The following is a 25,924-nucleotide window of genomic DNA, read 5'->3' as shown; positions in this document are numbered from 1 at the left end:
GGGACAAAGTAGTCTTGAGCCCATGCCCGAACGCCGTACCGTCGCCCTTGTCACTCTTGGCTGCGCCCGTAACGAGGTGGACTCGGAGGAGCTCGCAGGCCGCCTGGCGGCGGACGGCTGGGAGCTCGTCGAGGAAGCCTCCGACGCGGATGTCGCCGTCGTCAACACCTGCGGCTTCGTCGAAGCCGCCAAGAAGGACTCCGTCGACGCCCTGCTGGAGGCCAACGATCTCAAGGATCACGGCCGCACCCAGGCCGTCGTCGCCGTCGGCTGCATGGCCGAGCGCTACGGCAAGGAGCTCGCCGAGGCCCTGCCCGAGGCCGACGGCGTGCTCGGCTTCGACGACTACGCCGACATCTCCGACCGCCTGCAGACCATCCTCAGCGGAGGCATCCACGCCTCCCACACCCCGCGCGACCGGCGCAAGCTGCTGCCCCTGAGCCCCGCAGAGCGCCAGGGGGCCACCGAGGTCGCGCTGCCCGGCCACGGCGACGCCCTCGCGACGGCGCCGGAGGACCTCCCCGACGGCGTCGCTCCCGTCTCCGGCCCCCGCGCACCCCTGCGCCGCCGCCTCGGCACCAGCCCCGTCGCCTCCGTGAAGCTCGCCTCCGGCTGCGACCGCCGCTGCACCTTCTGCGCCATCCCGTCCTTCCGCGGCTCCTTCATCTCGCGCCGCCCCAGCGACGTGCTCGGCGAGACCCGCTGGCTGGCCGAGCAGGGCGTCAAGGAGGTCATGCTGGTCTCCGAGAACAACACCTCCTACGGCAAGGACCTCGGCGACATCCGGCTGCTGGAGACCCTGCTGCCCGAGCTGGCGGCCGTCGACGGCATCGAGCGGGTGCGGGTCAGCTACCTCCAGCCCGCGGAGATGCGCCCCGGCCTCATCGACGTCCTGACGTCGACCGACAAGGTCGTGCCCTACTTCGACCTCTCCTTCCAGCACTCGGCCCCCGGAGTCCTGCGCGCCATGCGCCGCTTCGGCGACACCGAGCGCTTCCTCGAACTGCTGGCGACCATCCGGGGCAAGGCCCCCCAGGCCGGTGTGCGCTCCAACTTCATCGTCGGGTTCCCCGGCGAGAGCGAGGCGGACTTCGCCGAGCTGGAGCGCTTCCTCGGCGCCGCGCGCCTCGACGCGATCGGCGTCTTCGGCTACAGCGACGAGGAGGGCACCGAGGCCGTCGGCTACGAGAACAAGCTCGACGCCGACGTCATCGCCGAGCGCCTCGCGCACCTCTCCCGGGTCGCCGAGGAACTGACCTCGCAGCGTGCCGAGGAGCGCCTGGGCGAGACCCTGGAGGTGCTGGTCGAGAGCGTCGACGAGGAGGAGGGCGCCGTCGGCCGGGCCGCCCACCAGGCGCCCGAGACCGACGGGCAGACCCTCCTCACCTCGGCCGAAGGCCTCGTCCCCGGGCGGATGGTCACCGCGAAGGTCGTCGCCACGGAGGGAGTCGACCTGGTGGCCGACTGTCTGGACGAGGAGGCGGGCAGATGACCGGAGTGCCGGCATCCGCCGCGGGCGGCACCGGTAGGCCGGCGCCGGGCGGCAAGCTGGGCGCTGCGGCCGTCAACCAGGCCAGCCTGTGGAACATCGCCAACATCCTCACCATGATCCGGCTGGTGCTGGTGCCGGCGTTCGTGGTGCTGCTGCTCCAGGACGGCGGGTACGACCCCGCCTGGCGGGCCTGGGCGTGGGCCGCGTTCGCCGTCGCCATGATCACCGACATCTTCGACGGGCATCTGGCGCGGACGTACAACCTGGTCACCGACTTCGGGAAGATCGCCGACCCGATCGCCGACAAGGCGATCATGGCCGCCGGGCTGATCTGCCTCTCGGCACTCGGCGACCTCCCCTGGTGGGTGACGGGCGTCATCCTCTTCCGTGAGCTCGCGATCACGCTGATGCGGTTCTGGGTCATCCGGCACGGCGTCATCCCGGCCAGCCGGGGCGGCAAGATGAAGACCCTCGCCCAGGGCACCGCGGTCGGGATGTACGTCCTCGCGCTGACCGGACCGCTGGCCACCCTGCGCTTCTGGGTGATGGCGGTCGCCGTCGTGCTGACGGTCGCCACCGGGCTCGACTACGTGCGCCAGGCGGTGCTGCTGCGGCGCAGGGGCCTCGCCAAGGAGCGGGCCGTGGCGGCCGCCGACGGGAGCCGGACGCGGTGAACACGGCGGCCCGCGTGCTGACGCTGCTTGCGGAGCGTGGCGAGACGCTGGCCGTCGCCGAGTCCCTGACGGGCGGCCTCGTGGCCTCCCGGCTCACCGAGGTGCCCGGGGCGTCGCGTGTCTTCCGCGGGTCGGTGACGGCCTACGCGACCGCTCTCAAGAGTGAACTGCTGGGCGTGGACGCCGGCCTGCTGGCCGCGCGCGGCGCGGTCGACCCCGAGGTCGCCGCGCAGATGGCGGCGGGTGTGCGGCGCCGTCTCGGTGCCACCTGGGGGATCGCCACCACCGGCGTCGCGGGGCCCGCGGCCCAGGACGGCAAGCCCGTGGGGACGGTCTACGTGGCCGTTTCGGGACCTTCCGGCGCCGGGAAAACAGCCGCATTGCGGTTGAACGGCGGCCGGGAGGACATTCGTAAAGAGAGTGTACGGAGAGTGCTCGACCTGCTCTCCGGCGAACTGCACGGGAATGCGCGGGCACAGGATACGGAACAGAACGGGGGGACTTGATGTTTGCAGCCCTGAGTGAACACGACATCGCTCCCCGCACGGCCGCGGCGCGAGGCGGTACGGTGGGGCGTGAAGGATGCGGCTACGCGGTCCGAGGAGGGAGCCACCGATGATTCTGCTCCGTCGCCTGCTGGGTGACGTGCTGCGTCGGCAGCGCCAGCGCCAGGGCCGTACTCTGCGCGAAGTCTCCTCGTCCGCCCGAGTCTCACTCGGCTATCTCTCCGAGGTGGAGCGGGGGCAGAAGGAGGCTTCCTCCGAGCTGCTCTCCGCGATCTGCGACGCGCTGGACGTACGGATGTCCGAGCTCATGCGTGAGGTGAGCGACGAACTGTCCCTGGCCGAGCTGGCCGCGTCGGCGGCCGCCACCGAACCGGTGCCGGCACCGGTACGCCCGATGCTGGGCTCCGTCTCCGTGACGTCGGTGGCAGGTGTGCCGACCGAGCGTGTGACGATCAAGGCGCCCACGGAAGCGGTCGACGTCGTCGCCGCCTGATCCGTAGGCACCGCCCGACACAGAATTGGCGGGTTTGGACGAAGGTCCCGACAGGTACGCGAGTACCGTCGGGACCTTCGTGCGTTATGTGCGACAGATCCCGGAATGACCCCTTTGAGTAGTTGTGCGATTGTGGAGCGTAGTCGTGCAACCGAGTGGAGGACACGTATGTCTGTCGTCAAGAGCCCTCTGTCCGATGCGGATCTGAAGACCGTCGGTGACGCCCTGCGGGGCGCGCTCGTCGACCTCGTCGATCTCTCCCTGGTCGCCAAGCAGGTCCACTGGAACGTGGTCGGCCCGCGCTTCCGCTCCGTCCACCTGCAGCTCGACGAGGTGGTGGACACCGCGCGCCAGCACTCCGACACCGTCGCCGAGCGCGCCTCGGCGATCGGCGTGAACCCGGACGGCCGCGCGGCCACGGTCGCCGCGCAGAGCGCCATCGGGTCCGTGCCCGAGGGCTGGATCAAGGACACCGATGCGGTGCAGTGCCTGGTGGACGCGCTCGGCGCCGTCATCGCCCGGATGCGCGAGCGCATCGAGGCGACGGAGAAGCCGGACCCGGTCAGCCAGGACATCCTCATCGGCCTCACCGCCGACCTTGAGAAGCACGCGTGGATGTTCCAGGCGGAGACGGCCTGACGGGCGCCGGTGGCCGCCGGTACCGCGGCCCGGCGCTGCCGGGCAGCGGCTGACGGGCGGATACCGGCGCACGCGCGCCGGTTCCGCCAACCGTGCGCCCTCGCGGCGCGCGGCGCCCGCGCACTAGCGTCGAGGACGGAGCGGAGGAGGCGGCCATGGCGATACGCGGGGCGGCCCTCGTGCCCGTCGTCCTGATCGGACTGGTGGCGGGCGGGCTGTGGTGGTGGGCGGTGCTGCGGCTGGCCTTCGTGCCGGAGCAGGCCGGAGTGCTGGAGGGAGCCGTCGCCGCGGGCGGCTGGGGGCTGAGCCTGCTGCCGGTGCACGTGGCCGCGTCCAGGGCTCCCCGGCGCCTCGGAGACCGGGGACCGCGGCACGGCAGCGGGGACGGCATATCCGGCGCCGGTACGCCGGGCTGAAGGGCCCGGACACCGGCGGGGCCGCGCGGGGTCGAGGACTCCGGCGGCCGGGACGGGCCGTGGACTCCGGCGGCCGGGACGGATCGAGGACGCAGGGCCTTTCGTGCGGATCGGGGCACACACGCTGCCACCGGGATCCGGGCGACGGGCCCTGCGGGCGTTCACGGGCGGGGCCGCCCGGGGCCGGGGGTCGGGGTGCCCGAGCCGGGCCGGAGCTACAGGGCTCGGGGGCGGGGTGCCGGGTCGGGCTGGAGCTACGGGGCTCGGGGGCGGGGTGCCGGGTCGGGCTGGAGCTACGGGGCTCGGGAGCAGGGTGCCGGGCCTGGCCGGAACTGTGGGCGGGCCCGGGAGCAGGGCGCCGGGCGGCGCTGGAGCTACGGGGCCGGGAGCTGGGTGCCGGTGGTGGCCGGAGCTGTGGGCGGGCCCGGGGTCAGGGTGTCGGGCCGGGCTGGCAGCCGCGGCACCAGTAGGTCGGGCGCTCCGATGTGCCGTCGCCCTGGTCGGCCTTGCTCACCGGGGTGCCGCAGCGGAAGCAGGGGCGCCCCCGGCGGCCGTACACGTACAGGCGCTCACCCGGGCGGCGGCCCGTGGTCGTGGTGCGGTCCGGGCGGGCCTTGTTGAGGTCGAGGAGGCGGTGCGCGGTGGCCACCAGCCGGGCCGGGACGCCCTCACCGAGTTCGCCGACCGGCAGCCACGGCGACACCTTGGCCAGGAAGGCCAGTTCGCACTTGTAGACGTTGCCGATGCCCGCGAGGTTGCGCTGGTCGAGCAGGGCCTCGCCGAGCGCGCGGCCGGGGTCGGACAGCAGGTTGGACACGGCGGCGTCCGGATCCCAGTCGGGGCCGAGCAGGTCGGGCCCCAGATGGCCCACCACCCGCTCCTCCTCCGCGGTGCGCAGCAGTTCCAGCACGGGCAGCCGGTAGCCGACGGCCGTGTGCGCCTGCGTGCCGAGGATCGCCCGGATCTCGAAGTCGGGGCCGCCCCGGAAGCGTTCGCCCGCGCGGAACACCCGCCAGGAGCCGTCCATCCGCAGATGGGAGTGGAGGGTGAGGCCACCCTCGAAGCGGGTCAGCAGGTGCTTGCCGCGCGGGGTGACGTCCAGGACCTCCCGCCCGGTGAGATCCACCGTCGCGAGGCGCGGCACCCGCAGGTCGGACACGGTCAGCACCTGGCCGGCCAGGGCGGTGTGCAGCCGGTGGGCGGCGGACCAGACGGTGTCTCCTTCGGGCATGACCCCATGATGCGCCCTCAGGGGCGCCGCCTCTCAGGGCCGCAGCCGCAGCCCCCGGGGTGTGGCGTGGAATCCCGCGCCCTCCAGGGCGCGCCCGAGCGGTGACGTCAGCGCCGGTGTGCCGTTCGTCCGCTCCACCGTCACGGTGCCGAGGGCACCGTCCTTCGCCGCGCCGGCCAGGGCCTCGGCGGCCGCGTGGAGGGCGGGGGCGTCCGGGTCGGCGGCCCAGGCGAGCAGGGACTTGCCGCCGCGCTCCATGTACAGCGTCAGTTCGCCGTCGACCAGCACCACCAGCGATCCCGCCTTGCGGCCGGGCTTGTGCCCGGCCCCCTCCGGAGGTTCCGGCCACGGCAGGGCGGCGCCGTAGGCGTTGGCCGGATCGGCGGCCGCCAGGACGACGGCGCGGGGGGCGCCGTGGCCCTCCTCCCGGTCCCGGGCGGTGGCCGCGGCGCGCAGCCGGTCCACGGCGCCGTCCATCGCGAACTGGGCGGCGCCGAGACCCTCGACGACATAGCCGCGGCGCGCCTGGCCGCTGTCCTCGAACACCGACAGGACGCGGTAGGTGGCAGAGAAACCGCCCTCCACCCCCTCGGCCGCCACGGCGCCCCGGGTGACGACCCCGTGCCGGTCCAGCAGGGTGCGGGCCAGGGCGTGCGCGCGGTGGGTGGGCTCGGGCTCCGGGGCCGGCAGCAGCGACCAGCGCCCGCTGACCGTGGGCGGCCCCGACCGGGAGGCGGTGCGGGCGGCGGAGGAGAGGGCGCCGTACCGGCCGCGGGGGACGGTGCGCCGGGCGCGGTGGGCCGTCGAGCCGGCCGTGCGGCCCGAACCGAGCAGTGCCCGCAGCGGCGCCAGGGTGTCGTTGGTGAGCCGGCCCGACCAGGCCAGGTCCCACAGGGCGTCGGCGAGTTGGGGGTCCGGGGCGTCCGGGTGGGTCGTGGCGCGGACCTGGTCGGCGATCTGCCGGAAGAAGAGGCCGTAGCCGCCCGAGAGGGTGGTCAGGACCGACTCGTGCAGGGCCGTCAGCTCCAGCGGGTGCGGGGCGGGCAGCAACAGGGGGGCGGCGTCCGCGAGGTACAGGGAGACCCAGCCGTCCTTGCCGGGCAGCGCGCCGGCGCCCGCCCACAGGACCTCACCGGTGGTGGTCAGTTCGTCGAGCAGGGTGGGGCCGTAGTGGGAGACCCGGGACGGGAGCACCAGCTTCTCCAGGGCCGAGGCGGGCACGGCCGCGCCCTGGAGCTGCTCGATCGCGCGGGCCAGTCCGTCGATCCCGCGCAGGCGGTTGGCACCCATGTGCTGCCACTGGGGCAGGAACGAGGCGAGCGCGGCGGGCGCCACCGGCTCCAGCTCGTGGCGCAGGGCCGCCAGGGAGCGGCGGCGCAGCCTGCGCAGGACGGTGGCGTCGCACCACTCCTGTCCGATGCCCGAGGGGTGGAACTCGCCCTGGACGACCCGCCCCGAGGCGGCGAGCCGCTGGAGCGCGCCCTCGGTGACCGCCGGGCCGAGCCCGAAACGGGCCGCCGCCCGCGAGGAGGTGAACGGGCCGTGGGTGCGGGCGAAGCGGGCCAGCAGATCGCCCAGCGGGTCCTTGACCGGCTCGGTGAAGGCCTCGGGCACACCGACCGGGAGCGCCGTGCCGAGGGCGTCGCGCAGCCGGCCCGCGTCCTCGATCGCCGCCCAGTGGTCGGTGCCCCCGATCCGGACCCGGATCGCGCGGCGCGCCCCGGCCAGCTCCTCGGCCCAGGACTCCTCGCCGCCGCGCTCCGCGATCTCGGCGCCGGTGAGCGGGCCGAGGACGCGCAGCAGGTCCGCCACGCCCTCGGCGTCCTTCACCCGCCGGTCGTCGGTGAGCCACTGCAGCTCGCGCTCCAGCTCGGTGAGGACGTCCGCATCGAGGAGCTCGCGGAGCTCGGCCTGGCCGAGCAGCTCGGCGAGCAGACGGGAATCCAGGGACAGGGCCGCGGCCCTGCGCTCCGCGAGCGGCGAGTCCCCTTCGTAGAGGAACTGGGCCACGTAGCCGAAGAGCAGCGAGCGGGCGAAGGGAGACGGCTCGGCGGTGGTGATCTCGACCAGGCGGACGCGGCGGGCCTCGATGTCGCCCATCAGCTCGGTGAGGCCGGGGACGTCGAAGACGTCCTGGAGGCATTCGCGGACGGCCTCCAGGACGATGGGGAACGAGCCGAACTCGCTCGCCACCTGGAGCAGTTGGGAGGCGCGCTGACGCTGCTGCCACAGCGGTGTGCGCTTGCCCGGGTTGCGGCGCGGCAGCAGCAGGGCGCGGGCGGCGCACTCGCGGAACCTCGACGCGAACAGCGCGGAGCCGCCGACCTGGTCGGTGACGATCTGGGCGATCTCGCCCTTGTCGAAGACCGAGTCGCCGGCGGAGACCGGCGGCTGGTCGCCGGCGTGCGGGGAGCCGTCGGCGACCGGGTCCTGGTCGAGCAGGTCGAGGCTCATCAGATCGGCGTCGGGCAGCCGCAGCACGATGCCGTCGTCGGCGTGCATCACCTGGGCGTCCATGCCGTACCGCTCGGCGAGGCGGGCGCCCAGCGCCAGGGCCCACGGCGCGTGCACCTGGGCGCCGAAGGGCGAGTGGATCACCACCCGCCAGTCGCCCAGCTCGTCACGGAACCGCTCGACCAGGATGGTGCGGTCGTCGGGCACGTGGCCGCAGGCGTCGCGCTGTTCGCCGAGGTAGGCGAGGACGTTGTCGGCGGCCCAGGCGTCGAGGCCGGCCGCGAGCAGGCGCAGCCGGGCGTCCTCCTCGGACAGGCCGCCGACCTCGCGGAGGAACGCGCCGACCGCGCGGCCCAGCTCCAGCGGCCGGCCGAGCTGGTCGCCCTTCCAGAAGGGCAGCCGCCCCGGCACCCCGGGGGCCGGGGAGACCAGGACCCGGTCGCGGGTGATGTCCTCGATGCGCCAGGAGGTCGTGCCCAGGGTGAAGACGTCGCCCACCCGGGACTCGTAGACCATCTCCTCGTCCAGCTCGCCGACCCGGCCGCCGCCCTTCTTCGGGTCGGCGCCCGCGAGGAAGACGCCGAACAGGCCCCGGTCGGGGATGGTGCCGCCGGAGGTCACGGCGAGCCGCTGCGCCCCGGGCCGGCCCGTGACCGTGCCCGCGACGCGGTCCCACACCACACGGGGGCGCAGCTCGGCGAAGGCGTCCGACGGATAGCGGCCCGCCAGCATGTCGAGCACCGCGGTGAACGCCGACTCGGGCAGCGAGGCGAACGGGGCGGCCCGGCGCACCAGGGCCAGCAGGTCGTCGAACTGCCAGGTGTCCAGCGAGACCATGGCCACCAACTGCTGCGCGAGGACGTCCAGCGGGTTGGCCGGGACGCGCAGCGACTCGATGGAGCCCGTCCGCATCCGCTCCGTCACCACGGCCGCCTGGACCAGATCGCCGCGGTACTTGGGGAACACCACCCCGGTGGACACCGCGCCCACCTGGTGCCCGGCACGGCCCACCCGCTGGAGGCCGGAGGCGACCGAGGGAGGCGACTCGACCTGCACGACGAGGTCCACCGCGCCCATGTCGATGCCCAGCTCCAGACTGGAGGTGGCCACGACGGCCGGCAGCCGGCCCGCCTTCAGGTCCTCCTCGACGAGCGCGCGCTGCTCCTTGGAGACCGAGCCGTGGTGGGCCCGGGCCAGCAGCGAAGGGGCGCCCTTGGCGGCCCCCGACTGGGCCATGATCTCGGCCGGCGGGGCGTCCTCCGGCATGGGGGCGCCGGTGGCCCGCTCGTAGGCGATCTCGTTGAGCCGGTTGCACAGGCGCTCCGCGAGACGGCGGGAGTTGGCGAACACGATCGTGGAGCGGTGCGCCTGGACGAGATCGGCGATGCGCTCCTCCACGTGCGGCCAGATCGACGGGCGCTCGGCCGCCGCGCCGGAGGCCTCCGACGCGGGGGAGCCGCCCAGCTCGCCCAGGTCCTCGACCGGGACCACCACCGACAGGTCGAACTCCTTGCCCGACGGCGGCTGGACGATCTCCACCCGGCGCTGCGGCGACAGGAAGCGGGCCACCTCGTCGACCGGGCGCACGGTGGCGGACAGGCCGATCCTGCGGGCCGGACGCGGCAGCAGCTCGTCGAGGCGCTCCAGGGAGAGGGCGAGATGGGCGCCCCGCTTCGTCCCCGCCACGGCGTGCACCTCGTCGAGGATGACCGTCTCGACGCCGGACAGGGCGTCCCGGGCCGCCGACGTCAGCATCAGGAAGAGCGACTCGGGCGTGGTGATCAGGATGTCCGGCGGCCGGGTGACCAGGGCGCGCCGCTCCGCGGGCGGGGTGTCGCCGGAGCGGATGCCGACCCGCACCTCGGGCTCCGGCAGGCCCAGCCGGACGGACTCCTGCCGGATGCCCGTCAGCGGGCTGCGCAGATTGCGCTCCACGTCGACCGCGAGCGCCTTCAGTGGGGAGACGTACAGCACGCGGCAGCGCTGCTTCGGGTCGGCGGGCGGGGGAGCGGAGGTGAGCCGGTCGAGGGCGGCCAGGAACGCGGCCAGCGTCTTGCCGGACCCGGTCGGCGCGACCACCAGGACGTCCGCGCCCTCGCCGATGGCCGCCCAGGCGCCCTCCTGCGCGGCCGTGGGCGCGTCGAAGGCCCCCGTGAACCAGCCCCGGGTCGCGGGGGAGAAGGAGTCGAGCGCAGTCCTGGCCATGCCCCCCATCGTGCACCCGGCCACCGACAACGCCCGTCCAGGACGTGGACGAACCGCTCGGCCGTTCCGCGGGCGGGCGCAGAATGGCGGTATGGACACCGACGCGGCACCGGACCGGAAGGACGAGTGGGCACGGCACTGGCAGTACCCGGGCGTGCCCGGCCTGGACCTGCTGCGCGCACGCTACGTCCGGCACTCCTTCACCCGGCACACCCACGAGGGCTTCGTCCTCGGCGCCGTCCGCCAGGGCATCGAGGACGTGGTCATGCCGCACGGCACCATCCGCGCCCGGCCGGGCACCGTCGTCATGATCAACCCGGAGGTGCCGCACTCGGCGAAGGCCGGCGTCCCCGAGGGCTGGGTCTACTCGACCCTGTACCCGTCCTCGGAGCTGGTCGCGTCCATCGCCGCCGAGACGACCACGCTGCGCGGCACGGCGGGCTTCGCCGAGACCATCGTCGAGGACGCCGACACCGCCCGTCTGGTGCACGAGGTGCACCGTGCCGCGGAGGAGGGCAACGCCCTGGCCGCCGACAGCGTGCTGCGGATCACGGTGGCCCGGCTGCTGCGCCGGCACGGCGCCTCGCTGCCCGGCCGCACCGCGCCGGTGCCGGGGGCCGCCACGGCCGGGCGCGCACGGCAGGTCCTGGAGGACCGGATGGCCGATCCGCCCTCGCTGGAGGAGCTCGCGCAGGACCTGGGCACCAGCCCGTTCGCCCTGCTGCGCGCCTTCAAGGCCGCCTACGGACTGCCGCCGCACACCTGGCTCACCGACGCCCGGGTGCGCCGGGCCCGGCGGCTGCTGGACGGCGGGGCGGCACCCGCCGACGCGGCGGTCGCGGTGGGCTTCACCGACCAGCCGCATCTGAACCGTCACTTCACCCGGATCGTCGGCGTGCCGCCGGGGGCGTACCGCCGCGAGCGCGCAAGAACGTACAAGACCTGAGGTCAGCGGCGCCTCTAAGGTCGCCGACGTGGCAGAACAGACAGCTCCTCCAGAGATACCCGCCGGCGTGGCGTCGCGGACGCCCGGCCCCGGGCCCGGCAAGCCGGACGCGGCCGTGGTGCGCGATGCCCTCGGGGTCGGCGTCGCCGTCGGCCTCTCCGGCTTCGCCTTCGGCGTCACCTCCGCGGGCGCCGGCCTCACGCTCCTCCAGACCTGCGTGCTCAGCCTGCTCGTTTTCACCGGCGCCTCGCAGTTCGCCCTGGTCGGGGCCATCGCGGCGGGCGGGAACCCCATGGCCGCGGCCGCCGGGGCGTTCTTCCTCGGCGTACGCAACGCCTTCTACGGACTGCGTCTGTCGCAGCTGCTCGCCCTGCCCCGCTGGCTGCGGCCCCTCGCCGCGCACTGGGTGATCGACGAGACGACCGCCGTCGCGCTCGCCCAGCCCACCCGCCGCCAGATCCGGATCGGCTTCACCGTCACCGGGCTCACCCTGTACGTGCTGTGGAACCTGACCACGCTGCTCGGCGCCCTGGGCGCGGAGGCGCTCGGCGACACCGACGCCTGGGGGCTGGACGCGGCCGGGCCCGCCGTCTTCCTCGCCCTGCTCGCGCCGATGCTGCGGACCGCGACCGAGCGGGCGGCCGCCGGCCTCGCGGTGCTGCTCGGCCTCGGCCTGCTGCCGGTGCTGCCGGCCGGCGTGCCGGTGCTGGTGGCGGCGCTCGCCGCGCCCGCCGTGCTGTGGTTCAAGGGCCGGTCGCCGGGCGGGGGCGGCGGGTCGCCGGCCGGCCCGGGGGCCGGTACGACCGGTGCGACGGGCACCGGGGGCGGCACACCCGGCGCGACCGGCGCCGGCACGCACCCCGCGACGGACGCCGGCAGTGGCACGGACGATGCGACCGGGCCCGGGGCGCACCGCACGAAGGGACAGGACCGTTGAACGTCTGGATCGCGATCGCCGCCACCGCCGTCGGCTGCTACCTGGTGAAGTACGCCGGTCTGCTGGTGCCGGCGCACGCCCTGGAGCGGCCGCTGGTGCAGCGGCTCGCCGCGCTGCTCCCCGTCGCCCTGCTGGCCGCCCTCACCGCGCAGCAGACCTTCAGCACCGGCCAGACCCTCGTCCTCGACGCGCGGGCGGCCGGGCTCGCGGCCGCCGCCCTCGCGCTGGTGCTGCGGGCCCCGTTCCTGGTCGTCGTCGGCGCGGCCGTGGCGGTGACCGCGGGCGTGCGGGCGCTGGGCGGCTGACCGCCGCCCGGCCGGGCTGGGGCCCTCAGCCCAGGGGACGGCCGTACGCCTGGAGGGTGCGCAGCGCCTCGATCGTCACCAGCGGCCGGGACTCCAGTGCGGTGCCCGGGGCCCACTCCCGCCAGGACAGCGGCCAGCCGCCGTCCGCCTGCTGCTGCCCGGCGAGATGGTCGAGCGAGACGGCCATCTCGTCGTCGGTGAACCAGCGGCGGGCGAGCGAGCCCGGTGTCGGGGCGTAGTGGTGCGGGAAGTGGTGCTCGCCCGGCGCGTAGCCGGGCGCGAGGGGCAGCTCGGCGGTGCGCGCCGGGTCCAGGGCGACCAGCCGCCGGTCCCTGACCAGCCGGCCGAGCCGGTCCGCCGCCGCCTCGGCGCGCGACCGGTCGGGCACGCTGTCGAGGAACGCGACCGCCGCCTCGGCCTCGTGCGGGTGCGAGGTCTCCAGCGCGTCGATCGCGGCCCAGCAGAAGTCGGTGGCCCGGAAGAGCCACGCGTGCCACACCTGGTTGCGGTGCAGCAGCCCGACGACCGGGCCGGTCGCCAGCAGCTCGCTGCGGGGGGCGTCCACCACGGGCAGGAACGGCGCGTGGGGGTAGCCCCGCTGCGACGGGTGGATCGCGGGCAGCGCGCCGTCGGCCGTGGACACCTCCGTCAGGTAGCGGCACATCCGTTCCACCCGCAGACCGCCGCAGCGCCCGATCGAGTCCAGGACCCGCAGCGCGTGCGCGGTGTGCAGGGGCTGGCTGACGGGGCCGCGGAGATCGGGTTCGAGGGCGTGGCCGTAGCCGCCGTCGTCGTTGAGGTAGGCGAAGAGGGCGGTCTCGACGGGATCGGCCCCGCCGCCCAGGAAGTGGTAGGCGAACCGCCGCTGTTCGAGGACGCGGGCGGTCAGCCAGACGAAGTGCTCGGCGCGGGCGAGGGAGGACGCGGTCGGCGCCTCGGTGGATACTCCGGTTCCAGCCATGGAGCGAACCGTAGGGCGGAAAGGGCTTTCGGCAAGTCCGCCGAACGGGTCAGCACCCTCGGGGGCGGGATACTGGCGTCATGCGGTTGACGATTTTCTGGGAACGGATGGCCGATCACTTCGGTCCCGCCTACGCGGACTCCTTCGCGCGCGATCACGTGATGACGGAACTGGGCGGCCGTACCGTCCACCAGGCGCTGGACGCGGGCTGGGAGACCAAGGACGTGTGGCGGGCCGTCTGCGCCGCCGTGGACGTTCCCGCCGACAAGCGCTGAGTCACCCGCCGGACGGACTCCGGCCACCGGGGTAGGCCACACTTGGCCGGTGGACCGGACCGACAGCACACCCTCCCAGGATCCCGACGGCACCCCTTCCCGCGATTCCCGCGACCGGGGCGGCTCCCGCGACCCGGGCGGCCCGCTCGGCTCCCGCGACCCGGGCGGTGCGCGGGACCCGGGCGACTTCCGCGATGCCGGCGGCGCTCCCGTGCGGGGCGCGGGCGGCGAGCCCTCGCCGGAGACGGACGTCCGCGGCGGGGCGGTGAACACCGGAAGCGTCTCGCTGGGGGCCACCCGCGCGCGGCCCGAGGACCCTGCCGGGGCGGCGGCCGCCGCCCCGCCGCGGGAGCCCGCGCCCGGCGCCGCCGGCGGCCTGGGCGGAATGCCGCGCTGGCTGCCGCGCGCCATGCTGCTCGCGCTGGCCCTGTACGCCTGCTTCCAGCTCGGCAGCTGGGCGTTCCATCAGCTCATCGGACTGCTGATCAACATCCTGATCGCGTTCTTCCTCGCCCTCGCCGTGGAGCCCGCGGTCGGCCGGATGGCCGCCCGCGGCATGCGCAGGGGGCTCGCCACCTTCCTGGTCTTCTTCGCGGTGCTGGTGGCGGGCGTCGGCTTCGTGGTGCTGCTGGGCTCGATGCTGGCCGGCCAGATCGTGGAGATGGTCGAGGACTTCCCCGCCTACCTGGACTCGGTGATCCGCTGGGTCAACAGCACCTTCCACACCGAACTCTCGCGCGTCGAGGTCCAGGACAGCCTGCTGCGCTCCGACTGGCTGCGCAGGTACGTGCAGAACAGCGCCTCGGGCGTGCTGGACATCTCCGCCCAGGTGCTCGGCGGCCTCTTCAAGCTGCTGACGATCTTCCTGTTCTCGTTCTACTTCGCGGCCGACGGGCCCCGGCTGCGCCGGACCCTGTGCTCCGTGCTGCCGCCGGCCCGGCAGGCCGAGGTGCTGCGCGCCTGGGAGATCGCCGTCGACAAGACCGGCGGCTACCTGTACTCGCGCGGACTGATGGCCCTGATCTCCGGTGTCGCCCATTTCGTCCTGCTGGAGGTCCTCGGGGTGCCCTACGCCCCGGCGCTCGCCGTCTGGGTGGGGCTGGTGTCGCAGTTCATCCCGACGATCGGCACCTACCTCGCCGGCGCGCTGCCGATGCTGATCGCCTTCACCGTGAACCCCTGGTACGCCCTGTGGGTCCTCGGGTTCGTCGTGATCTACCAGCAGTTCGAGAACTACATGCTCCAGCCCAAGCTGACCTCCCGGACCGTCGACATCCACCCCGCCGTCGCCTTCGGTTCCGTGGTCGCGGGAACGGCCCTGCTCGGTGCCGTCGGCGCGCTGATCGCGATCCCCGCGGTGGCGACGCTGCAGGCCTTCCTGGGGGCGTACGTGCGGCGGTACGACGTGACGGACGACCCGCGGGTGCACGGGCACAGCAGGCACGGCGGCCGGGCAGTGGCGCGGATGCGGCGGGTGCTGGCGGCCCGTCGCGGCGGCCGGGCGGGGGGCGGCGAGGCCTGAGCGCCGGTCCCCGCGTGGTGCGCTTGACACGAAAATCGAACATCCATTCTTATGGGATTCCGGCCCCGCGGCGCCGTCCGGATCCCCGGAGCGGCCATGAGTTGTCCACAGGCCGGAGGGACGTCGGGGCCCGTTGTCAGTGGCAGGGGTTAGCGTCTTTGACGTGAAGCGATCGACTCAAGCAAATCGGGTGGAACCCATGGCAGGAACCGACCGCGAGAAGGCGCTCGACGCCGCGCTCGCACAGATTGAACGGCAATTCGGCAAGGGCGCCGTCATGCGCCTCGGCGAGCGGCCGAACGAGCCCATCGAGGTCATCCCCACCGGGTCGACCGCTCTGGACGTCGCCCTCGGCGTCGGCGGCCTGCCGCGCGGCCGCGTGGTGGAGGTCTACGGCCCCGAGTCCTCCGGCAAGACGACCCTGACCCTGCACGCCGTCGCCAACGCCCAGCGCGCGGGCGGCCAGGTGGCCTTCGTGGACGCCGAGCACGCGCTCGACCCGGAGTACGCCAAGAAGCTCGGCGTCGACATCGACAACCTCATCCTCTCCCAGCCGGACAACGGCGAGCAGGCCCTCGAGATCGTGGACATGCTGGTCCGTTCCGGCGCCCTCGACCTCATCGTCATCGACTCCGTGGCGGCCCTGGTGCCCCGTGCGGAGATCGAGGGCGAGATGGGCGACTCCCACGTCGGCCTCCAGGCCCGGCTGATGAGCCAGGCGCTCCGCAAGATCACCAGCGCGCTCAACCAGTCCAAGACCACCGCGATCTTCATCAACCAGCTCCGCGAGAAGATCGGTGTGATGTTCGGCTCGCCGGAGACCACGACCGGTGGCCGCGCGCTCAAGTTCTACGCCTCGGTGCGCATCGACATCCGCCGTATCGAGACCCTGAAGGACGGCACGGACGCGGTCGGCAACCGCACCCGCTGCAAGGTCGTGAAGAACAAGGTCGCCCCGCCCTTCAAGCAGGCCGAGTTCGACATCCTCTACGGCCAGGGCATCAGCCGCGAGGGCGGTCTGATCGACATGGGCGTTGAGCACGGCTTCGTCCGCAAGGCCGGCGCCTGGTACACGTACGAGGGCGACCAGCTCGGCCAGGGCAAGGAGAACGCCCGCAACTTCCTCAAGGACAACCCCGACCTCGCCGACGAGATCGAGAAGAAGATCAAGGACAAGCTCGGCGTGGGTGTCCGCCCGGAGGACGCCGCGGCCGAGCCCGGAGCCGAGCCGGCGGCCACCGCCGCGGCCGACGACGCGGCGAAGTCCGTGCCGGCGCCCGCGACCAAGGCCAAGTCGGCCAAGACGGCGGCGGCCAAGGCCTGATCCATGGCCCGGCGTACCCCATGGCCGGGCGACAGCGCCGACCCGTCGAGGGCCGGGCAGGCGCTGCCGCCGCAGGACCCGGTCGAGCGGGCGCGGGCGATCTGCCTGCGCCTGCTCACCGGGACCCCCCGCACCCGCAAGCAGCTCGCGGACGCCCTGCACAAGCGGGAGATCCCTCCGGAGGTCGCGGAGGAGGTCCTCTCCCGTTTCGAGGACGTGGGCCTGATCGACGACGCCGCCTTCGCCGGCGCGTGGGTCGAGTCCCGCCACCACGGGCGCGGACTCGCCCGGCGGGCGCTGGCACGCGAGCTGCGCACCAAGGGAGTCGACTCCTCCCTGATCGACGAGGCCGTGGGCCGGCTCGACTCCGACCAGGAGGAGGAGACGGCCCGGGAGCTGGTGGCACGCCGGCTCCGGTCCACCCGGGGCCTCGACCGGGACCGCCGGATACGGCGCCTGGCCGGGATGCTCGCCCGCAAGGGATACCCGGAGGGCATGTCCCTGCGCGTGGTGCGGCGCGCCCTGGAGGAAGAGGGCGAGGACGTGGACGACCTGGAGGACACCGGCTTCTGACGGGGCCGCCGCCCCCCGTACCGCGGGCGTGCCCCGAAGGGCGCCGCCGGCGGCACGCAGGACCGCTGCCGTCAGTCCCGGCCGGGGGTGCCCGTGGCGGGCGGGGCCGAGTGCTCGCGGTGCACGGCGGGCAGCGCGGGGGCGCCCGTCTCCGGGGTCCAGCCGGCGACCGGCAGGCCCGCGGCGCGCCACGCCTGGAAGCCGCCGGTCAGGTCCGTCGCCCGGTGCAGCCCGAGCCGGTGCAGCGACTCCGCGGCGAGCGAGGAGGCGTACCCCTCGTTGCAGATCACCACGACGCGCAGCCCCGGGCCCGAGACCTCCGCCAGGCGGTGGCTGCCCGTCGGGTCGAGCCGCCACTCCAACTCGTTGCGTTCCACCACCACGGCGCCCGGGATCAGCCCGTCGCGCTCCCGCAGCGCCTGGTAGCGGATGTCCACCAGCAGCGCGCCGTCCCCGGCCGCCTCGTACGCCTCGCGCGGACCGACCCGCTCGAAGCCCTCGCGTATCCGCTCCAGCAGTGCGTCGATGCCCGGCCGCGCGCTCACTGCCAGTCCTCCGGGCGCTCCACCTGCTCCAGCCGCAGCACCGCGCCGGACCGGCTGAAGCGCCGCATCAGCGGCAGCGGCGGATAGTACGCGTGGACGGAGACGGCGTGCTCGGTAGCCGATTCGTTGAGCACCTCGTGCACATGGTGGGCGCCGAACGCGCGGGCGCTCCCGCCGGGCAGCCGCCGCTCCCGGTCCACGCCCTCGTTCAGCTCCAGGCTGCGCCAGCCGCTCGACGGCAGCCGGACGGCGAGCGAGTACTCGGTCAGTTCGCCCTCAGCGGTGGCGAACGCGCCCAGCGACTCGGCGTGGTCGTGCCAGCCGGTGCCCGTGCCGGGCGGCCAGCCGATGAGCCATGCCTCGCTGCCCCGCGGACCGTCGAGCCGCAGCCAGGTGCGCCCCTCGGGGTCGCGGGGGAGCGAGGCGATCAGTTCCCTGTCGGCGGCGGCGCGGCGCACGAAGTCGAGGAGTTCGGCCGCACTGGGGCCGGACGAGCGGGACGCCCCCTCGCCGTCCGCATGCGGAGCGGCGGGAGGGGAGAGCGGCTGGGCGGGCTGGGACACGGGAAACCGTCCTGAGTTCGCGGGAGGGCGCGACGGCGCAGCGGGCCGTGGCGCGGGGGAGGCGAGTCAGCAGGACGGTCGACACACGCAGCCCGCGTAGCGGACGAGGTCCATATGGACCCTCCGCCACAGGCGCGCATAGGTGTCGGTCACGCTCCGGAGTACACCATGTGGATCTCCGCCGGTCAATCGACGTCCGCGGTGCGGGCGCCCCGGCCGGCGCGGTCCGCCGCGGGCGCGCCGCCGCGCACGGCGTCCGCGGCCGCGTGCAGTTCGCCGGGACGGACCCCGGCGAACGCGGCCGCGAGATGCCCGTCGGGCCGGACGAGCAGCACGGTGTGCGCGGAGGCGCCCGGATAGGCCTCGGTCACCAGCAGTTCGGCCCGTACGGGAAGACCGTCCACCGCCGTCGCCAGCCGGGGCATCACCCCCGCGCTGACCCAGTGCCGCCGGTCCCACACCCCGGTGCCGGGGGCGACCAGCACCACGAGCAGCCCCCGGCCGAGCCGCCCGCGCAGGGTGCCGGTGGTGCCGTCCGGCGCCGTCACCCGCACGTCCTCGACCGGCGCGCCGGTCCGGGTGGCCACCGGCGCCCAGCTCGCCGTGGGCTCCGGGGCGAGCGGTGAGTGGGTGTGGACGGGCGGTGCGCCGAGCGGCCCGTGCCCGAGGTGACCGTCGGTGAGCATGGCGTCGTGTCCCCGGGCCGCGCCCGGCAGATAGGTCCGCAGCCCGCCTCCGCTGCGCAGTATCGGCAGCGACTGGTCGGCGGCCCGCAGCCGCGCCGCGACGGCCGTGCGCCGCTCGTCCTGGTAGCTGTCCAGCAGCACGGACGACGCACCGTGGTGCCAGGCGTGTGCCAGCTTCCACGCCAGGTTGCCGACGTCGCGGAGTCCTTCGTCGACGCCCTGGGTGCCGAGGGCGCCCAGCAGATGGGCGGCGTCGCCGGCGAGGAAGGTCCGGTCCACCCGCCAGCGCCTGGCCAGCCGGTGGTGGATGGTGTGCACGCCGGTGTCGAGCAGTTCGTACGCCGGCGTCTCGCCGCACCAGCCGGCGAGGGTGTCGCGCACCCGGGCCACCAGGCTCTCCGGGGTGACCAGGTCCCCCCGGGGCGGCAGCAGCCAGTCCAGACGCCACAGCCCGTCCGCCAGCGGCCGGGCCGTGACCTCCTCCGTGCCCGGCAGCCACGGCGGCCGCCGGTGCAGCAACGCCTCCCCGGGCCAGGGCAGTTCGGTGCGCAGCGCGGCCACCGCGTGGCGTTCGACCGCGGTGCGGCCGGGGAAGCGGATGCCGAGGAGCTTGCGCACGGTGGACCGGGCCCCGTCGCAGCCGACCAGATAGCTGCCCCGCCACCAGGTCCCCGACGGGCCGCGGGTGTGGGCGGTGACCCCGGTGCGGTCCTGTTCCAGGGTGTCGAGGCGGCTGTCGGTGACCAGCTTGACCAGCCGCTCGGCCGCGACGGCCTCCCGCAGGCCCCGGGCGAGGGCGTGCTGGGGGACGTGCAGCGGGGCGGGCGTGACGGCGTCGCCGAGGGGCAGCCGCCGCATCTCCTGGCGGCGCAGCATCGAACGCCAGCCCGTCCAGCGGACTCCCTCGTCACGAAGCGTGGCGCAGCCGAGGCGTTCGGCCGCCGCCGCGGTGTCCGCGCGCAGGACGACGGTGCGGGCCGGGCGGGACTCGTCCTTGCCGCCGGTCTCGTCGAGCACCACGGACGGCACGTCCTGGGCGGCGAGGGAGAGGGCGAGAGCGAGCCCGGCGGGGCCCGCCCCGACCACGATCACCGGGTCCACGGGACGGCTCCCCCAAGGACGGCGGCCGACGGGGCGGCCTGGGGCTCATGGGGCGGGCGGGGAGCTGCGGAACAAGCCCGGTGCGCGATCACAGAACGTATGCAACTCACTGCGAGTGCCCGCGTCAAGCGACACCATGTGCGCCGAGGGGCGGTGGCCGCACGGCCACCGCCCCTCGGGTGTCGAACATCGGACGATCCGTCAGGTACCGCGTCCGTCGTCGGTCTTGACGCCGGGCTCGGCGACCGGCTCCTCGGCGCCCGCGGTGTCCGCCGCGAGCACCGCGCCGCTGCTGCGCTTGGCGCGCCGCAGGCGGCGCTCCAGCCACGAGGCGAAGGTCGTGAGCAGCAGGTTCAGGACGATGAAGATGATCGCGACGATGATGAAGCTCGGGATGACGTTGGCGTAGTTCGCGGCCAGCGTCCCGCGGGCGTTCAGCAGCTCGGGGAAGGCCAGCAGCGCGCCGCCGAGCGTGGTGTCCTTCACGATGACGACGAGCTGGCTGACCAGGGCCGGCAGCATCGCGGTCACGGCCTGCGGCAGCAGGATGCTCGTCATCGTCTGGCCCTTGCGCAGACCGATCGCCTTGGCCGCCTCCGACTGCCCCTTCGGCAGCGAGAGGATGCCGGCCCGCACGATCTCGGCGATGACCGAGGCGTTGTAGAGCACCAGACCGGTGACCACCGCGTACAGCGGGCGGACCTCCGTGCTCACGCCCGTGTAGGCCGAGTAGAACTCGTTCGCGAACAGCATCAGCAGCAGGACCGGGATCGCGCGGAAGAACTCGACGATCACACCGGCCGGCACCCGCACCCAGCGGTGGTCGGACATGCGGGCGATGCCGAAGACCGCGCCCAGCGGCAGGGCGATCACCAGCGAGAGGGCCGCCGCCTTGAGCGTGTTCCCCAGACCGGGCAGCAGATAGGTGGTCCACGCCTGGGCGGTGACGAACGGCTCCCAGAGGGACCACTCGAGCTGGCCCTTGTCGCTCATCACCGAGAAGATCCACCACAGGCCCAGCGCCAGCAGGACGACGAAGGCCGCGGTGTAGAAGATGTTGCGCCGCTTGGCCCGGGGGCCGGGGGCGTCGTAGAGGACGGAGGTCATCGCTTCACCGCCATGCGCTTGCCGACCCAGCCGAGGATGAGACCGGTGGGCAGGGTCAGGATCACGAACCCGAGGGCGAACACCGCCGAGATCAGCAGGAGCTGCGCCTCGTTCTCGATCATCTCCTTCATCAGGAGAGCCGCCTCGGCCACGCCGATGGCCGACGCGACCGTGGTGTTCTTGGTGAGGGCGATCAGCACGTTGGTCAGCGGGCCGATCACGGAGCGGAATGCCTGCGGAAGCACGATGTGCCTCAGGACCTGGGTGAAGCTCAGCCCGATCGCGCGCGCCGCCTCCGCCTGGCCCACCGGCACCGTGTTGATGCCCGAGCGCACGGCCTCGCAGACGAAGACCGCGGTGTAGGCCGCCAGGCCGAGGACGGCCAGCCGGAACGCCAGTTCGTCGAAGTCGTCCGACGCACCCAGGGTCATGCCGAAGATGTCGGCGAGACCGAGCGAGCAGAAGACGATGATGACGGTCAGCGGAATGTTCCGGACCACATTGACGTAGACGGTGGCGAAGCCGCGCATCAGCGGGACGGGACTGACACGCATCGCGGCCAGCACGGTCCCGAGGACCAGGGCACCGATCCCGGAGAAGACGGTGAGCTTCACCGTGACCCAGAACGCCCCGAGCAGGTCGTAGCCTTCAAAAATGTCGAACACGATCTCCCGTGCTTCCGCGTGTGGGGAAGGCCGGACGCGCCGCCCTCAGCGGGCGGCGCGCCGTGCGGCCGTACTTCACTGGACGATGTTGCCGATCTTCGGCGCGGGCTCGTTCTGGTAGTTGGCCGGGCCGAAGTTGGCCTGGACAGCCTTGTCCCACGACTTGTCCTGGACCATCTTCTCCAGGGCGGCGTTGATCTTGTCGACCATCTCCTGGTCGCCCTTCTTCACGCCGATGCCGTAGTTCTCGTTGCTCAGCTTGAGGCCGGCCAGCTTGAACTTGCCCTTGTACTGGTCCTGCGAGGCGTAGCCCGCGAGGATCGAGTCGTCCGTGGTCAGGGCGTCGACGGCACCGCTCTGCAGCGCGGCGAGGCACTCGGAGTAGGTGCCGACCTGCTTGAGCTGGGCCTTCGGGGCGAAGTCCTTCTTGACGTTCTGCGCGGAGGTCGAGCCGGTGACCGAGCAGAGCTTCTTGCCGTTGAGGTCCTCGCCGTCCTTGACGTCCTCGTCGGCGCGGATCAGCAGGTCCTGGTGGGCGAGCAGGTAGGGGCCGGCGAAGTCGACCTTCTGCTTGCGCTCGTCGGTGATCGAGTAGGTGGCGGCGATGAAGTCGACGTCGCCGCGGGAGAGCGCGGTCTCGCGGTCGGCGCTCTTCGTCTCCTTGAACTCGATGTTCTTCTCGTCGTAGCCGAGCTCCTTGGCCACGTACTTGGCGACGTCCACGTCGAAGCCCGAGTACGAGCCGTCGGGGGTCTTCAGGCCGAGACCGGGCTGGTCGATCTTGATGCCGATGGTGACCTTCTCGCCGCCGCCGGACGAGCCGGTGTCGGCGCTGTCCTTCTCGCCGCCGCCGCAGGCGGTGGCCGTCAGGGTGATCGCGAGCACGGCGGCCGAGGCGGCGGTGACCTTGCGAAGCTTCATGATGATGACTTCCCTAGAGTTGGAGCGAAGTGATGGATCGGGGGTGGGATCCAGGTCTCAGTGGTGAAGGATCTTCGACAGGAAGTCCTTGGCACGGTCGCTGCGCGGGTTGCTGAAGAACTCCTCGGGCTGCGCCTCTTCGACGATCTTGCCGTCGGCCATGAAGACGACCCGGTTGGCGGCGGAGCGGGCGAAGCCCATCTCGTGGGTGACGACCACCATCGTCATCCCGTCCCGGGCGAGCTGCTGCATGACCTCGAGGACCTCGTTGATCATCTCGGGGTCGAGGGCCGAGGTCGGCTCGTCGAAGAGCATGACCTTCGGGTCCATCGCCAGCGCCCGCGCGATCGCCACGCGCTGCTGCTGACCGCCCGAGAGCTGCGCCGGGTACTTCTCCGCCTGCGCCCCCACACCCACCCGGTCCAGGAGCTGCCGGGCCTTGGTCTCGGCCGCCTTCTTGTCCGCCTTGCGGACCTTGACCTGCCCCAGCGTCACGTTCTCCAGCACGGTCTTGTGGGAGAACAGGTTGAACGACTGGAACACCATGCCCACGTCGGCACGCAGGCCGGCGAGCTCCTTGCCCTCCTGGGGCAGCGGCTTGCCGTCGATCGTGATCTCGCCGGAGTCGATCGTCTCCAGGCGGTTGATGGTGCGGCACAGCGTGGACTTGCCGGAACCCGACGGCCCGATCACCACGACGACCTCGCCGCGGGTGATGGTCAGGTCGATGTCCTGGAGCACGTGCAGCGCGCCGAAGTGCTTGTTCACGTTGCTCAGCACGACCAGGTCGCCGGCCGGGGGCTGCGCTCCCTCGGCGTCCTTGGTCACTGACACTTCGCTCATCGGCCTCTTGCTCCATCCTCCTCGGTTGGGAGGACCCTAATCACGCAGTGCGACCAGCGTCATCACATCTGAGCGGAAATTGAGCATAACGATATGGCTGCAACCGGACACTATGCGTGAACAGGACGATGATCAGCGTACCGGGTGGGTAACGGAAACCTCCGTGCAACAAGTGGCCCCTTGACTGAGAGCGCGGCCATCGGCGTTCATGCCCTGTTGGAGATTTCGCAACAATGCATCCCACCGCCGCACGAGAAACCGAAGGGAGGCGGGTCCATGAGGCTGCTCCTCGTCGAGGACGACGACCACGTCGCCGCCGCCCTGTCCGCGGTGCTGGCCAAGCACGGCTTCCAGGTCGTCCACGCCCGCAACGGCGAGGAGGCGCTGCGCGCCGTGCTGCCGGACACCCACCCCGACAAGCCGCCCTTCGGCGTGGTCCTGCTCGACCTCGGGCTGCCCGACCAGGACGGCTACCAGGTCTGCGGCAAGCTGCGCACGCTGACCTCGACCCCCGTGATCATGGTCACCGCGCGTTCCGACGTGCGCTCGCGCATCCACGGTCTCAACCTCGGCGCCGACGACTACGTGGTGAAGCCGTACGACACCGGTGAGTTGCTGGCCCGGATCCACGCCGTCAGCCGGCGCACCGGAGCGCCGGAGGACAGCGCGCAGGGCGGCGCGGGCGACGACGCCCTGCGGTTCGGCGCGGTGGTGATCGAACTGTCCACCCGGCAGGTCACCGTCGACGGCTCCGCCGTGCAGCTCACCCGCAAGGAGTTCGACCTGCTGGCCCTGCTGGCGCAGCGGCCGGGCGTGGTCTTCCGGCGCGAGCAGATCATCAGCGAGGTCTGGCGCACGAGCTGGGAGGGCACCGGCCGCACCCTGGAGGTGCACGTGGCCTCCCTGCGCTCCAAGCTCCGCATGCCGGCGCTGATCGAGACGGTGCGCGGCGTGGGCTACCGGCTCGTCGCGCCCGGCGCGGCATAAGGTCCGAGCGCCCCGGTGCGTACCCGCCTCCTCCCGCTCCTCATCGTCCTGATGGCCGGTGTGCTGCTCGCGCTCGGCTTCCCCCTCGCGGTGAGCCTCGCGGCCGCTCAGCAGCAGCAGGTCGTGGTGGACCGCATCGACGACACCGTGCGGTTCGCCGCGCTGGCCCAGTTCGTCACGGACGGTCCGGACGGCAGCGACGAGCGGCGCGCCACGCTCCAGGAGCAGCTCGACCGCTACCACGACATCTACGGGATCCGGGCGGGCGTCTTCTACCGGGAGCGCAACTCCATGGCGCGCGCCCCGCTGGAGTGGAGCATCCCCTCGGAGGGCGAGGGGCTCGCGGCGTTCGAAGAGGCGCTCACCGGCCGCCGCAGCGAGGACCCGCCGCAGGTCTGGCCCTGGCAGGGCAACCGCCGTCTGGTCGTCGCCTCGCCCGTGGTGCGCGACGGGGACGTCGTCGCGGTCGTCTTCACCGACTCGCCCACCGGGCAGCTCCGCTCGGAGGTGCTGCGGGGCTGGCTGCTGATCGCGGCCGGCGAGGCCGCGGCCATGCTGGTCGCCGTCGGGGCGGCGTTCCGCCTCACCGGCTGGGTGCTCAAGCCGGTGCGCGTCCTCGACGCGGCCACCCACGACATCGCCACGGGCCGGATGAACTCCCGGGTCGCCGCGGCCGGCGGCCCGCCCGAACTGCGCCGTCTGGCCCGCTCGTTCAACGAGATGGCCGACAACGTCGAAGAGGTGCTGGAGCAGCAGCGGGCCTTCGTCGCCGACGCCTCCCACCAACTGCGCAACCCGCTGGCCGCGCTGCTGCTGCGGATCGAGCTGCTCGCGCTCGAACTGCCCGAGGGCAACGCGGAGATCGCCTCGGTGCGCACCGAGGGCAAGCGCCTCGCCCAGGTCCTCGACGACCTGCTCGACCTGGCGCTCGCGGAGCACGCCTCCGCCGATCTGCGGCTGACGGACATCGGCGCGCTCGCCGCCGAGCGGGTCGGCGCCTGGCGGCCGCTGGCCGAGGAGAAGGGGGTGCGGCTCACCGGCGACACCGGTGCGGTGACCGCCTGGGCGGACCCCATCGCGCTCTCCAGCGCGCTGGACGCGGTGATCGACAACGCGCTCAAGTTCACCCCGCGCGGCGAGACGGTCACCGTCGAGGCGGGGGCGTCCGGCGACACCGCCTGCGTCGTCGTCGCCGACCACGGGCCCGGCCTCACCGACGACGAGCTGGCCCGCATCGGCGACCGCTTCTGGCGCAGCGGGCGCCATCAGAACGTCAGGGGGTCGGGGCTCGGGCTGTCGATCTCCCGGGCCCTGCTCACGGCCGGCGGCGGATCGATCGGCTACGCCGCCAACGAGCCGCACGGGCTGAAGGTGACCGTCACGGTGCCCCGCAACCCCGGCACCTGAGCCGCGGGGCGGGCCGGGGGACGACGGCCTTCCCGGGCGGGAGCGCGACGGCCCTGGCGGCCGGGCAGGGCGGGAATCCGACGGCTTCGCGGACGGGACCGGGCAGGAGCGCACCGGCCTCCCCGGCCGGTCCGGGGAATGCGGGA

26 protein-coding genes are annotated in these 25,924 nt (G+C 73.4%); 15 read left to right on the top strand and 11 right to left on the bottom strand.

The features are described 5' to 3' along the window. Window positions 1–22 precede the first annotated feature (22 nt). The 6 genes from rimO (at window position 23) to JE024_RS09625 (ending at window position 4,220) form a co-directional block, all read left to right on the top strand. Complete coding sequence (gene rimO / locus JE024_RS09650) at window positions 23–1,492, top strand: 30S ribosomal protein S12 methylthiotransferase RimO (protein ID WP_205373190.1); 1,470 nt, start codon at window positions 23–25, stop codon at window positions 1,490–1,492. Further along, window positions 1,489–2,166 carry a CDP-diacylglycerol--glycerol-3-phosphate 3-phosphatidyltransferase gene (gene pgsA / locus JE024_RS09645; protein ID WP_205373189.1) on the top strand — a complete coding sequence of 226 codons (678 nt, stop codon included), beginning with the start codon at window positions 1,489–1,491 and terminating at the stop codon, window positions 2,164–2,166. Before rimO ends, pgsA begins: the two co-directional genes overlap by 4 nt. Next, complete coding sequence (locus tag JE024_RS09640; protein ID WP_205373188.1) at window positions 2,163–2,672, top strand: CinA family protein; 510 nt, start codon at window positions 2,163–2,165, stop codon at window positions 2,670–2,672. The genes pgsA and JE024_RS09640 overlap by 4 nt, the downstream gene beginning before the upstream one ends. Window positions 2,673–2,781: 109 nt before the next feature. Beyond that, a complete protein-coding gene (locus JE024_RS09635; RefSeq protein ID WP_205373187.1) occupies window positions 2,782–3,165 on the top strand; it encodes a helix-turn-helix domain-containing protein in 384 nt (127 codons plus the stop codon). A gap of 168 nt (window positions 3,166–3,333) precedes the next feature. Next, window positions 3,334–3,804, top strand: coding sequence for a Dps family protein (locus tag JE024_RS09630; RefSeq protein WP_205373186.1), 471 nt, complete (start codon window positions 3,334–3,336; stop codon window positions 3,802–3,804). Window positions 3,805–3,959: 155 nt separating this feature from the next. Continuing rightward, on the top strand, window positions 3,960–4,220 hold the full coding sequence (locus JE024_RS09625) for a hypothetical protein (RefSeq protein ID WP_244882729.1): 261 nt from the start codon (window positions 3,960–3,962) through the stop codon (window positions 4,218–4,220). Between the two features lie 430 nt (window positions 4,221–4,650). On the opposite strand, the gene JE024_RS09620 is transcribed toward JE024_RS09625, so the two are convergent. Both JE024_RS09620 and JE024_RS09615 read right to left on the bottom strand, forming a co-directional pair. After that, window positions 4,651–5,451: an Fpg/Nei family DNA glycosylase gene (locus tag JE024_RS09620; protein WP_205373185.1), complete on the bottom strand. Its 801-nt coding sequence runs from the start codon at window positions 5,449–5,451 to the stop codon at window positions 4,651–4,653. A 33-nt stretch (window positions 5,452–5,484) separates the two neighbouring features. Next, entirely contained in the window at window positions 5,485–10,110 is a 4,626-nt protein-coding gene (locus JE024_RS09615) for an ATP-dependent helicase (RefSeq protein WP_205373184.1), read from the bottom strand. Window positions 10,111–10,201: 91 nt separating this feature from the next. Between JE024_RS09615 and JE024_RS09610 the strand changes: the two genes are divergently transcribed. From JE024_RS09610 to JE024_RS09600, 3 genes are read left to right on the top strand one after another with little or no spacing between them, the layout of a single operon-like run. Next, a complete protein-coding gene (locus tag JE024_RS09610) occupies window positions 10,202–11,056 on the top strand; it encodes an AraC family transcriptional regulator (protein ID WP_205373183.1) in 855 nt (284 codons plus the stop codon). A gap of 28 nt (window positions 11,057–11,084) precedes the next feature. Further along, window positions 11,085–11,993 (top strand): AzlC family ABC transporter permease, encoded by a 909-nt coding sequence (locus JE024_RS09605; RefSeq protein WP_372449787.1) that lies wholly within the window; start codon window positions 11,085–11,087, stop codon window positions 11,991–11,993. Next, window positions 11,990–12,298 (top strand): AzlD domain-containing protein, encoded by a 309-nt coding sequence (locus tag JE024_RS09600; protein WP_205373182.1) that lies wholly within the window; start codon window positions 11,990–11,992, stop codon window positions 12,296–12,298. The genes JE024_RS09605 and JE024_RS09600 overlap by 4 nt, the downstream gene beginning before the upstream one ends. Window positions 12,299–12,323: 25 nt before the next feature. Here JE024_RS09600 and JE024_RS09595 read toward each other — a convergent pair whose 3' ends face one another. Continuing rightward, the gene (locus JE024_RS09595; protein WP_205373181.1) at window positions 12,324–13,259 is read right to left on the bottom strand and encodes a hypothetical protein; all 936 of its coding nucleotides are present in this window, start codon (window positions 13,257–13,259) and stop codon (window positions 12,324–12,326) included. An 80-nt stretch (window positions 13,260–13,339) separates the two neighbouring features. Here JE024_RS09595 and JE024_RS09590 point away from each other — a divergent pair, with 80 nt between their 5' ends. From JE024_RS09590 to recX, 4 genes are all read left to right on the top strand, one after another. Beyond that, on the top strand, window positions 13,340–13,534 hold the full coding sequence (locus JE024_RS09590) for a DUF3046 domain-containing protein (RefSeq protein WP_205373180.1): 195 nt from the start codon (window positions 13,340–13,342) through the stop codon (window positions 13,532–13,534). A gap of 385 nt (window positions 13,535–13,919) precedes the next feature. Beyond that, on the top strand, window positions 13,920–15,056 hold the full coding sequence (locus JE024_RS09585) for an AI-2E family transporter (RefSeq protein WP_205376469.1): 1,137 nt from the start codon (window positions 13,920–13,922) through the stop codon (window positions 15,054–15,056). 199 nt (window positions 15,057–15,255) lie between these two features. After that, a complete protein-coding gene (gene recA / locus JE024_RS09580; protein WP_205373179.1) occupies window positions 15,256–16,380 on the top strand; it encodes a recombinase RecA in 1,125 nt (374 codons plus the stop codon). 3 nt (window positions 16,381–16,383) lie between these two features. Next, complete coding sequence (gene recX / locus JE024_RS09575) at window positions 16,384–16,953, top strand: recombination regulator RecX (protein ID WP_205373178.1); 570 nt, start codon at window positions 16,384–16,386, stop codon at window positions 16,951–16,953. A 71-nt stretch (window positions 16,954–17,024) separates the two neighbouring features. On the opposite strand, the gene JE024_RS09570 is transcribed toward recX, so the two are convergent. The 8 genes from JE024_RS09570 to JE024_RS09540 form a co-directional block, all read right to left on the bottom strand. Next, the gene (locus JE024_RS09570; RefSeq protein ID WP_372449859.1) at window positions 17,025–17,504 is read right to left on the bottom strand and encodes a rhodanese-like domain-containing protein; all 480 of its coding nucleotides are present in this window, start codon (window positions 17,502–17,504) and stop codon (window positions 17,025–17,027) included. Further along, window positions 17,495–18,061 carry a cupin domain-containing protein gene (locus tag JE024_RS09565; protein WP_205373176.1) on the bottom strand — a complete coding sequence of 189 codons (567 nt, stop codon included), beginning with the start codon at window positions 18,059–18,061 and terminating at the stop codon, window positions 17,495–17,497. The genes JE024_RS09570 and JE024_RS09565 overlap by 10 nt, the downstream gene beginning before the upstream one ends. Window positions 18,062–18,127: 66 nt before the next feature. Then, a complete protein-coding gene (locus JE024_RS42265; protein ID WP_315986099.1) occupies window positions 18,128–18,214 on the bottom strand; it encodes a putative leader peptide in 87 nt (28 codons plus the stop codon). Window positions 18,215–18,246: 32 nt separating this feature from the next. Further along, on the bottom strand, window positions 18,247–19,848 hold the full coding sequence (locus JE024_RS09560) for an FAD-dependent monooxygenase (RefSeq protein WP_205373175.1): 1,602 nt from the start codon (window positions 19,846–19,848) through the stop codon (window positions 18,247–18,249). Between the two features lie 201 nt (window positions 19,849–20,049). After that, window positions 20,050–20,955 carry an amino acid ABC transporter permease gene (locus JE024_RS09555; RefSeq protein WP_205373174.1) on the bottom strand — a complete coding sequence of 302 codons (906 nt, stop codon included), beginning with the start codon at window positions 20,953–20,955 and terminating at the stop codon, window positions 20,050–20,052. Then, window positions 20,952–21,620 carry an amino acid ABC transporter permease gene (locus JE024_RS09550; protein WP_205373173.1) on the bottom strand — a complete coding sequence of 223 codons (669 nt, stop codon included), beginning with the start codon at window positions 21,618–21,620 and terminating at the stop codon, window positions 20,952–20,954. Before JE024_RS09550 ends, JE024_RS09555 begins: the two co-directional genes overlap by 4 nt. A 75-nt stretch (window positions 21,621–21,695) precedes the next feature. Then, window positions 21,696–22,541, bottom strand: coding sequence for a glutamate ABC transporter substrate-binding protein (locus JE024_RS09545; protein ID WP_205373172.1), 846 nt, complete (start codon window positions 22,539–22,541; stop codon window positions 21,696–21,698). Window positions 22,542–22,598: 57 nt separating this feature from the next. After that, window positions 22,599–23,384, bottom strand: a complete 786-nt coding sequence (locus tag JE024_RS09540) for an amino acid ABC transporter ATP-binding protein (RefSeq protein ID WP_280521552.1) — start codon at window positions 23,382–23,384, stop codon at window positions 22,599–22,601. A gap of 276 nt (window positions 23,385–23,660) precedes the next feature. On the opposite strand from JE024_RS09540, the gene JE024_RS09535 reads away from it, so the two are divergent. Continuing rightward, complete coding sequence (locus JE024_RS09535; protein ID WP_205373171.1) at window positions 23,661–24,371, top strand: response regulator transcription factor; 711 nt, start codon at window positions 23,661–23,663, stop codon at window positions 24,369–24,371. Between the two features lie 15 nt (window positions 24,372–24,386). Continuing rightward, the gene (locus tag JE024_RS09530; protein ID WP_205373170.1) at window positions 24,387–25,778 is read left to right on the top strand and encodes a sensor histidine kinase; all 1,392 of its coding nucleotides are present in this window, start codon (window positions 24,387–24,389) and stop codon (window positions 25,776–25,778) included. The last annotated feature ends 146 nt before the right edge of the window (window positions 25,779–25,924 follow it).

The sequence above is a fragment of the Streptomyces zhihengii genome, assembly GCF_016919245.1.
GTDB lineage: Bacteria > Actinomycetota > Actinomycetes > Streptomycetales > Streptomycetaceae > Streptomyces > Streptomyces zhihengii.
Note: the sequence above shows the minus strand (reverse complement) of the source record. Positions and strands in the feature narration are given on the sequence as shown.

Excerpts from the sequence above, each read along its gene's own strand:
- rimO (WP_205373190.1), top strand. The coding sequence starts at position 23 with ATGCCCGAACGCCGTACCGTCGCCCTTGTCACTCTTGGCTGCGCCCGT.
- pgsA (WP_205373189.1), top strand. The coding sequence starts at position 1,489 with ATGACCGGAGTGCCGGCATCCGCCGCGGGCGGCACCGGTAGGCCGGCG.
- JE024_RS09635 (WP_205373187.1), top strand. The coding sequence starts at position 2,782 with ATGATTCTGCTCCGTCGCCTGCTGGGTGACGTGCTGCGTCGGCAGCGC.
- JE024_RS09630 (WP_205373186.1), top strand. The coding sequence starts at position 3,334 with ATGTCTGTCGTCAAGAGCCCTCTGTCCGATGCGGATCTGAAGACCGTC.
- JE024_RS09625 (WP_244882729.1), top strand. The coding sequence starts at position 3,960 with ATGGCGATACGCGGGGCGGCCCTCGTGCCCGTCGTCCTGATCGGACTG.
- JE024_RS09620 (WP_205373185.1), bottom strand. The coding sequence starts at position 5,451 with ATGCCCGAAGGAGACACCGTCTGGTCCGCCGCCCACCGGCTGCACACC.
- JE024_RS09615 (WP_205373184.1), bottom strand. The coding sequence starts at position 10,110 with ATGGCCAGGACTGCGCTCGACTCCTTCTCCCCCGCGACCCGGGGCTGG.
- JE024_RS09610 (WP_205373183.1), top strand. The coding sequence starts at position 10,202 with ATGGACACCGACGCGGCACCGGACCGGAAGGACGAGTGGGCACGGCAC.
- JE024_RS09595 (WP_205373181.1), bottom strand. The coding sequence starts at position 13,259 with ATGGCTGGAACCGGAGTATCCACCGAGGCGCCGACCGCGTCCTCCCTC.
- JE024_RS09590 (WP_205373180.1), top strand. The coding sequence starts at position 13,340 with ATGCGGTTGACGATTTTCTGGGAACGGATGGCCGATCACTTCGGTCCC.
- JE024_RS09585 (WP_205376469.1), top strand. The coding sequence starts at position 13,920 with ATGCCGCGCTGGCTGCCGCGCGCCATGCTGCTCGCGCTGGCCCTGTAC.
- recA (WP_205373179.1), top strand. The coding sequence starts at position 15,256 with ATGGCAGGAACCGACCGCGAGAAGGCGCTCGACGCCGCGCTCGCACAG.
- recX (WP_205373178.1), top strand. The coding sequence starts at position 16,384 with ATGGCCCGGCGTACCCCATGGCCGGGCGACAGCGCCGACCCGTCGAGG.
- JE024_RS09555 (WP_205373174.1), bottom strand. The coding sequence starts at position 20,955 with ATGACCTCCGTCCTCTACGACGCCCCCGGCCCCCGGGCCAAGCGGCGC.
- JE024_RS09545 (WP_205373172.1), bottom strand. The coding sequence starts at position 22,541 with ATGAAGCTTCGCAAGGTCACCGCCGCCTCGGCCGCCGTGCTCGCGATC.
- JE024_RS09540 (WP_280521552.1), bottom strand. The coding sequence starts at position 23,384 with ATGAGCGAAGTGTCAGTGACCAAGGACGCCGAGGGAGCGCAGCCCCCG.
- JE024_RS09535 (WP_205373171.1), top strand. The coding sequence starts at position 23,661 with ATGAGGCTGCTCCTCGTCGAGGACGACGACCACGTCGCCGCCGCCCTG.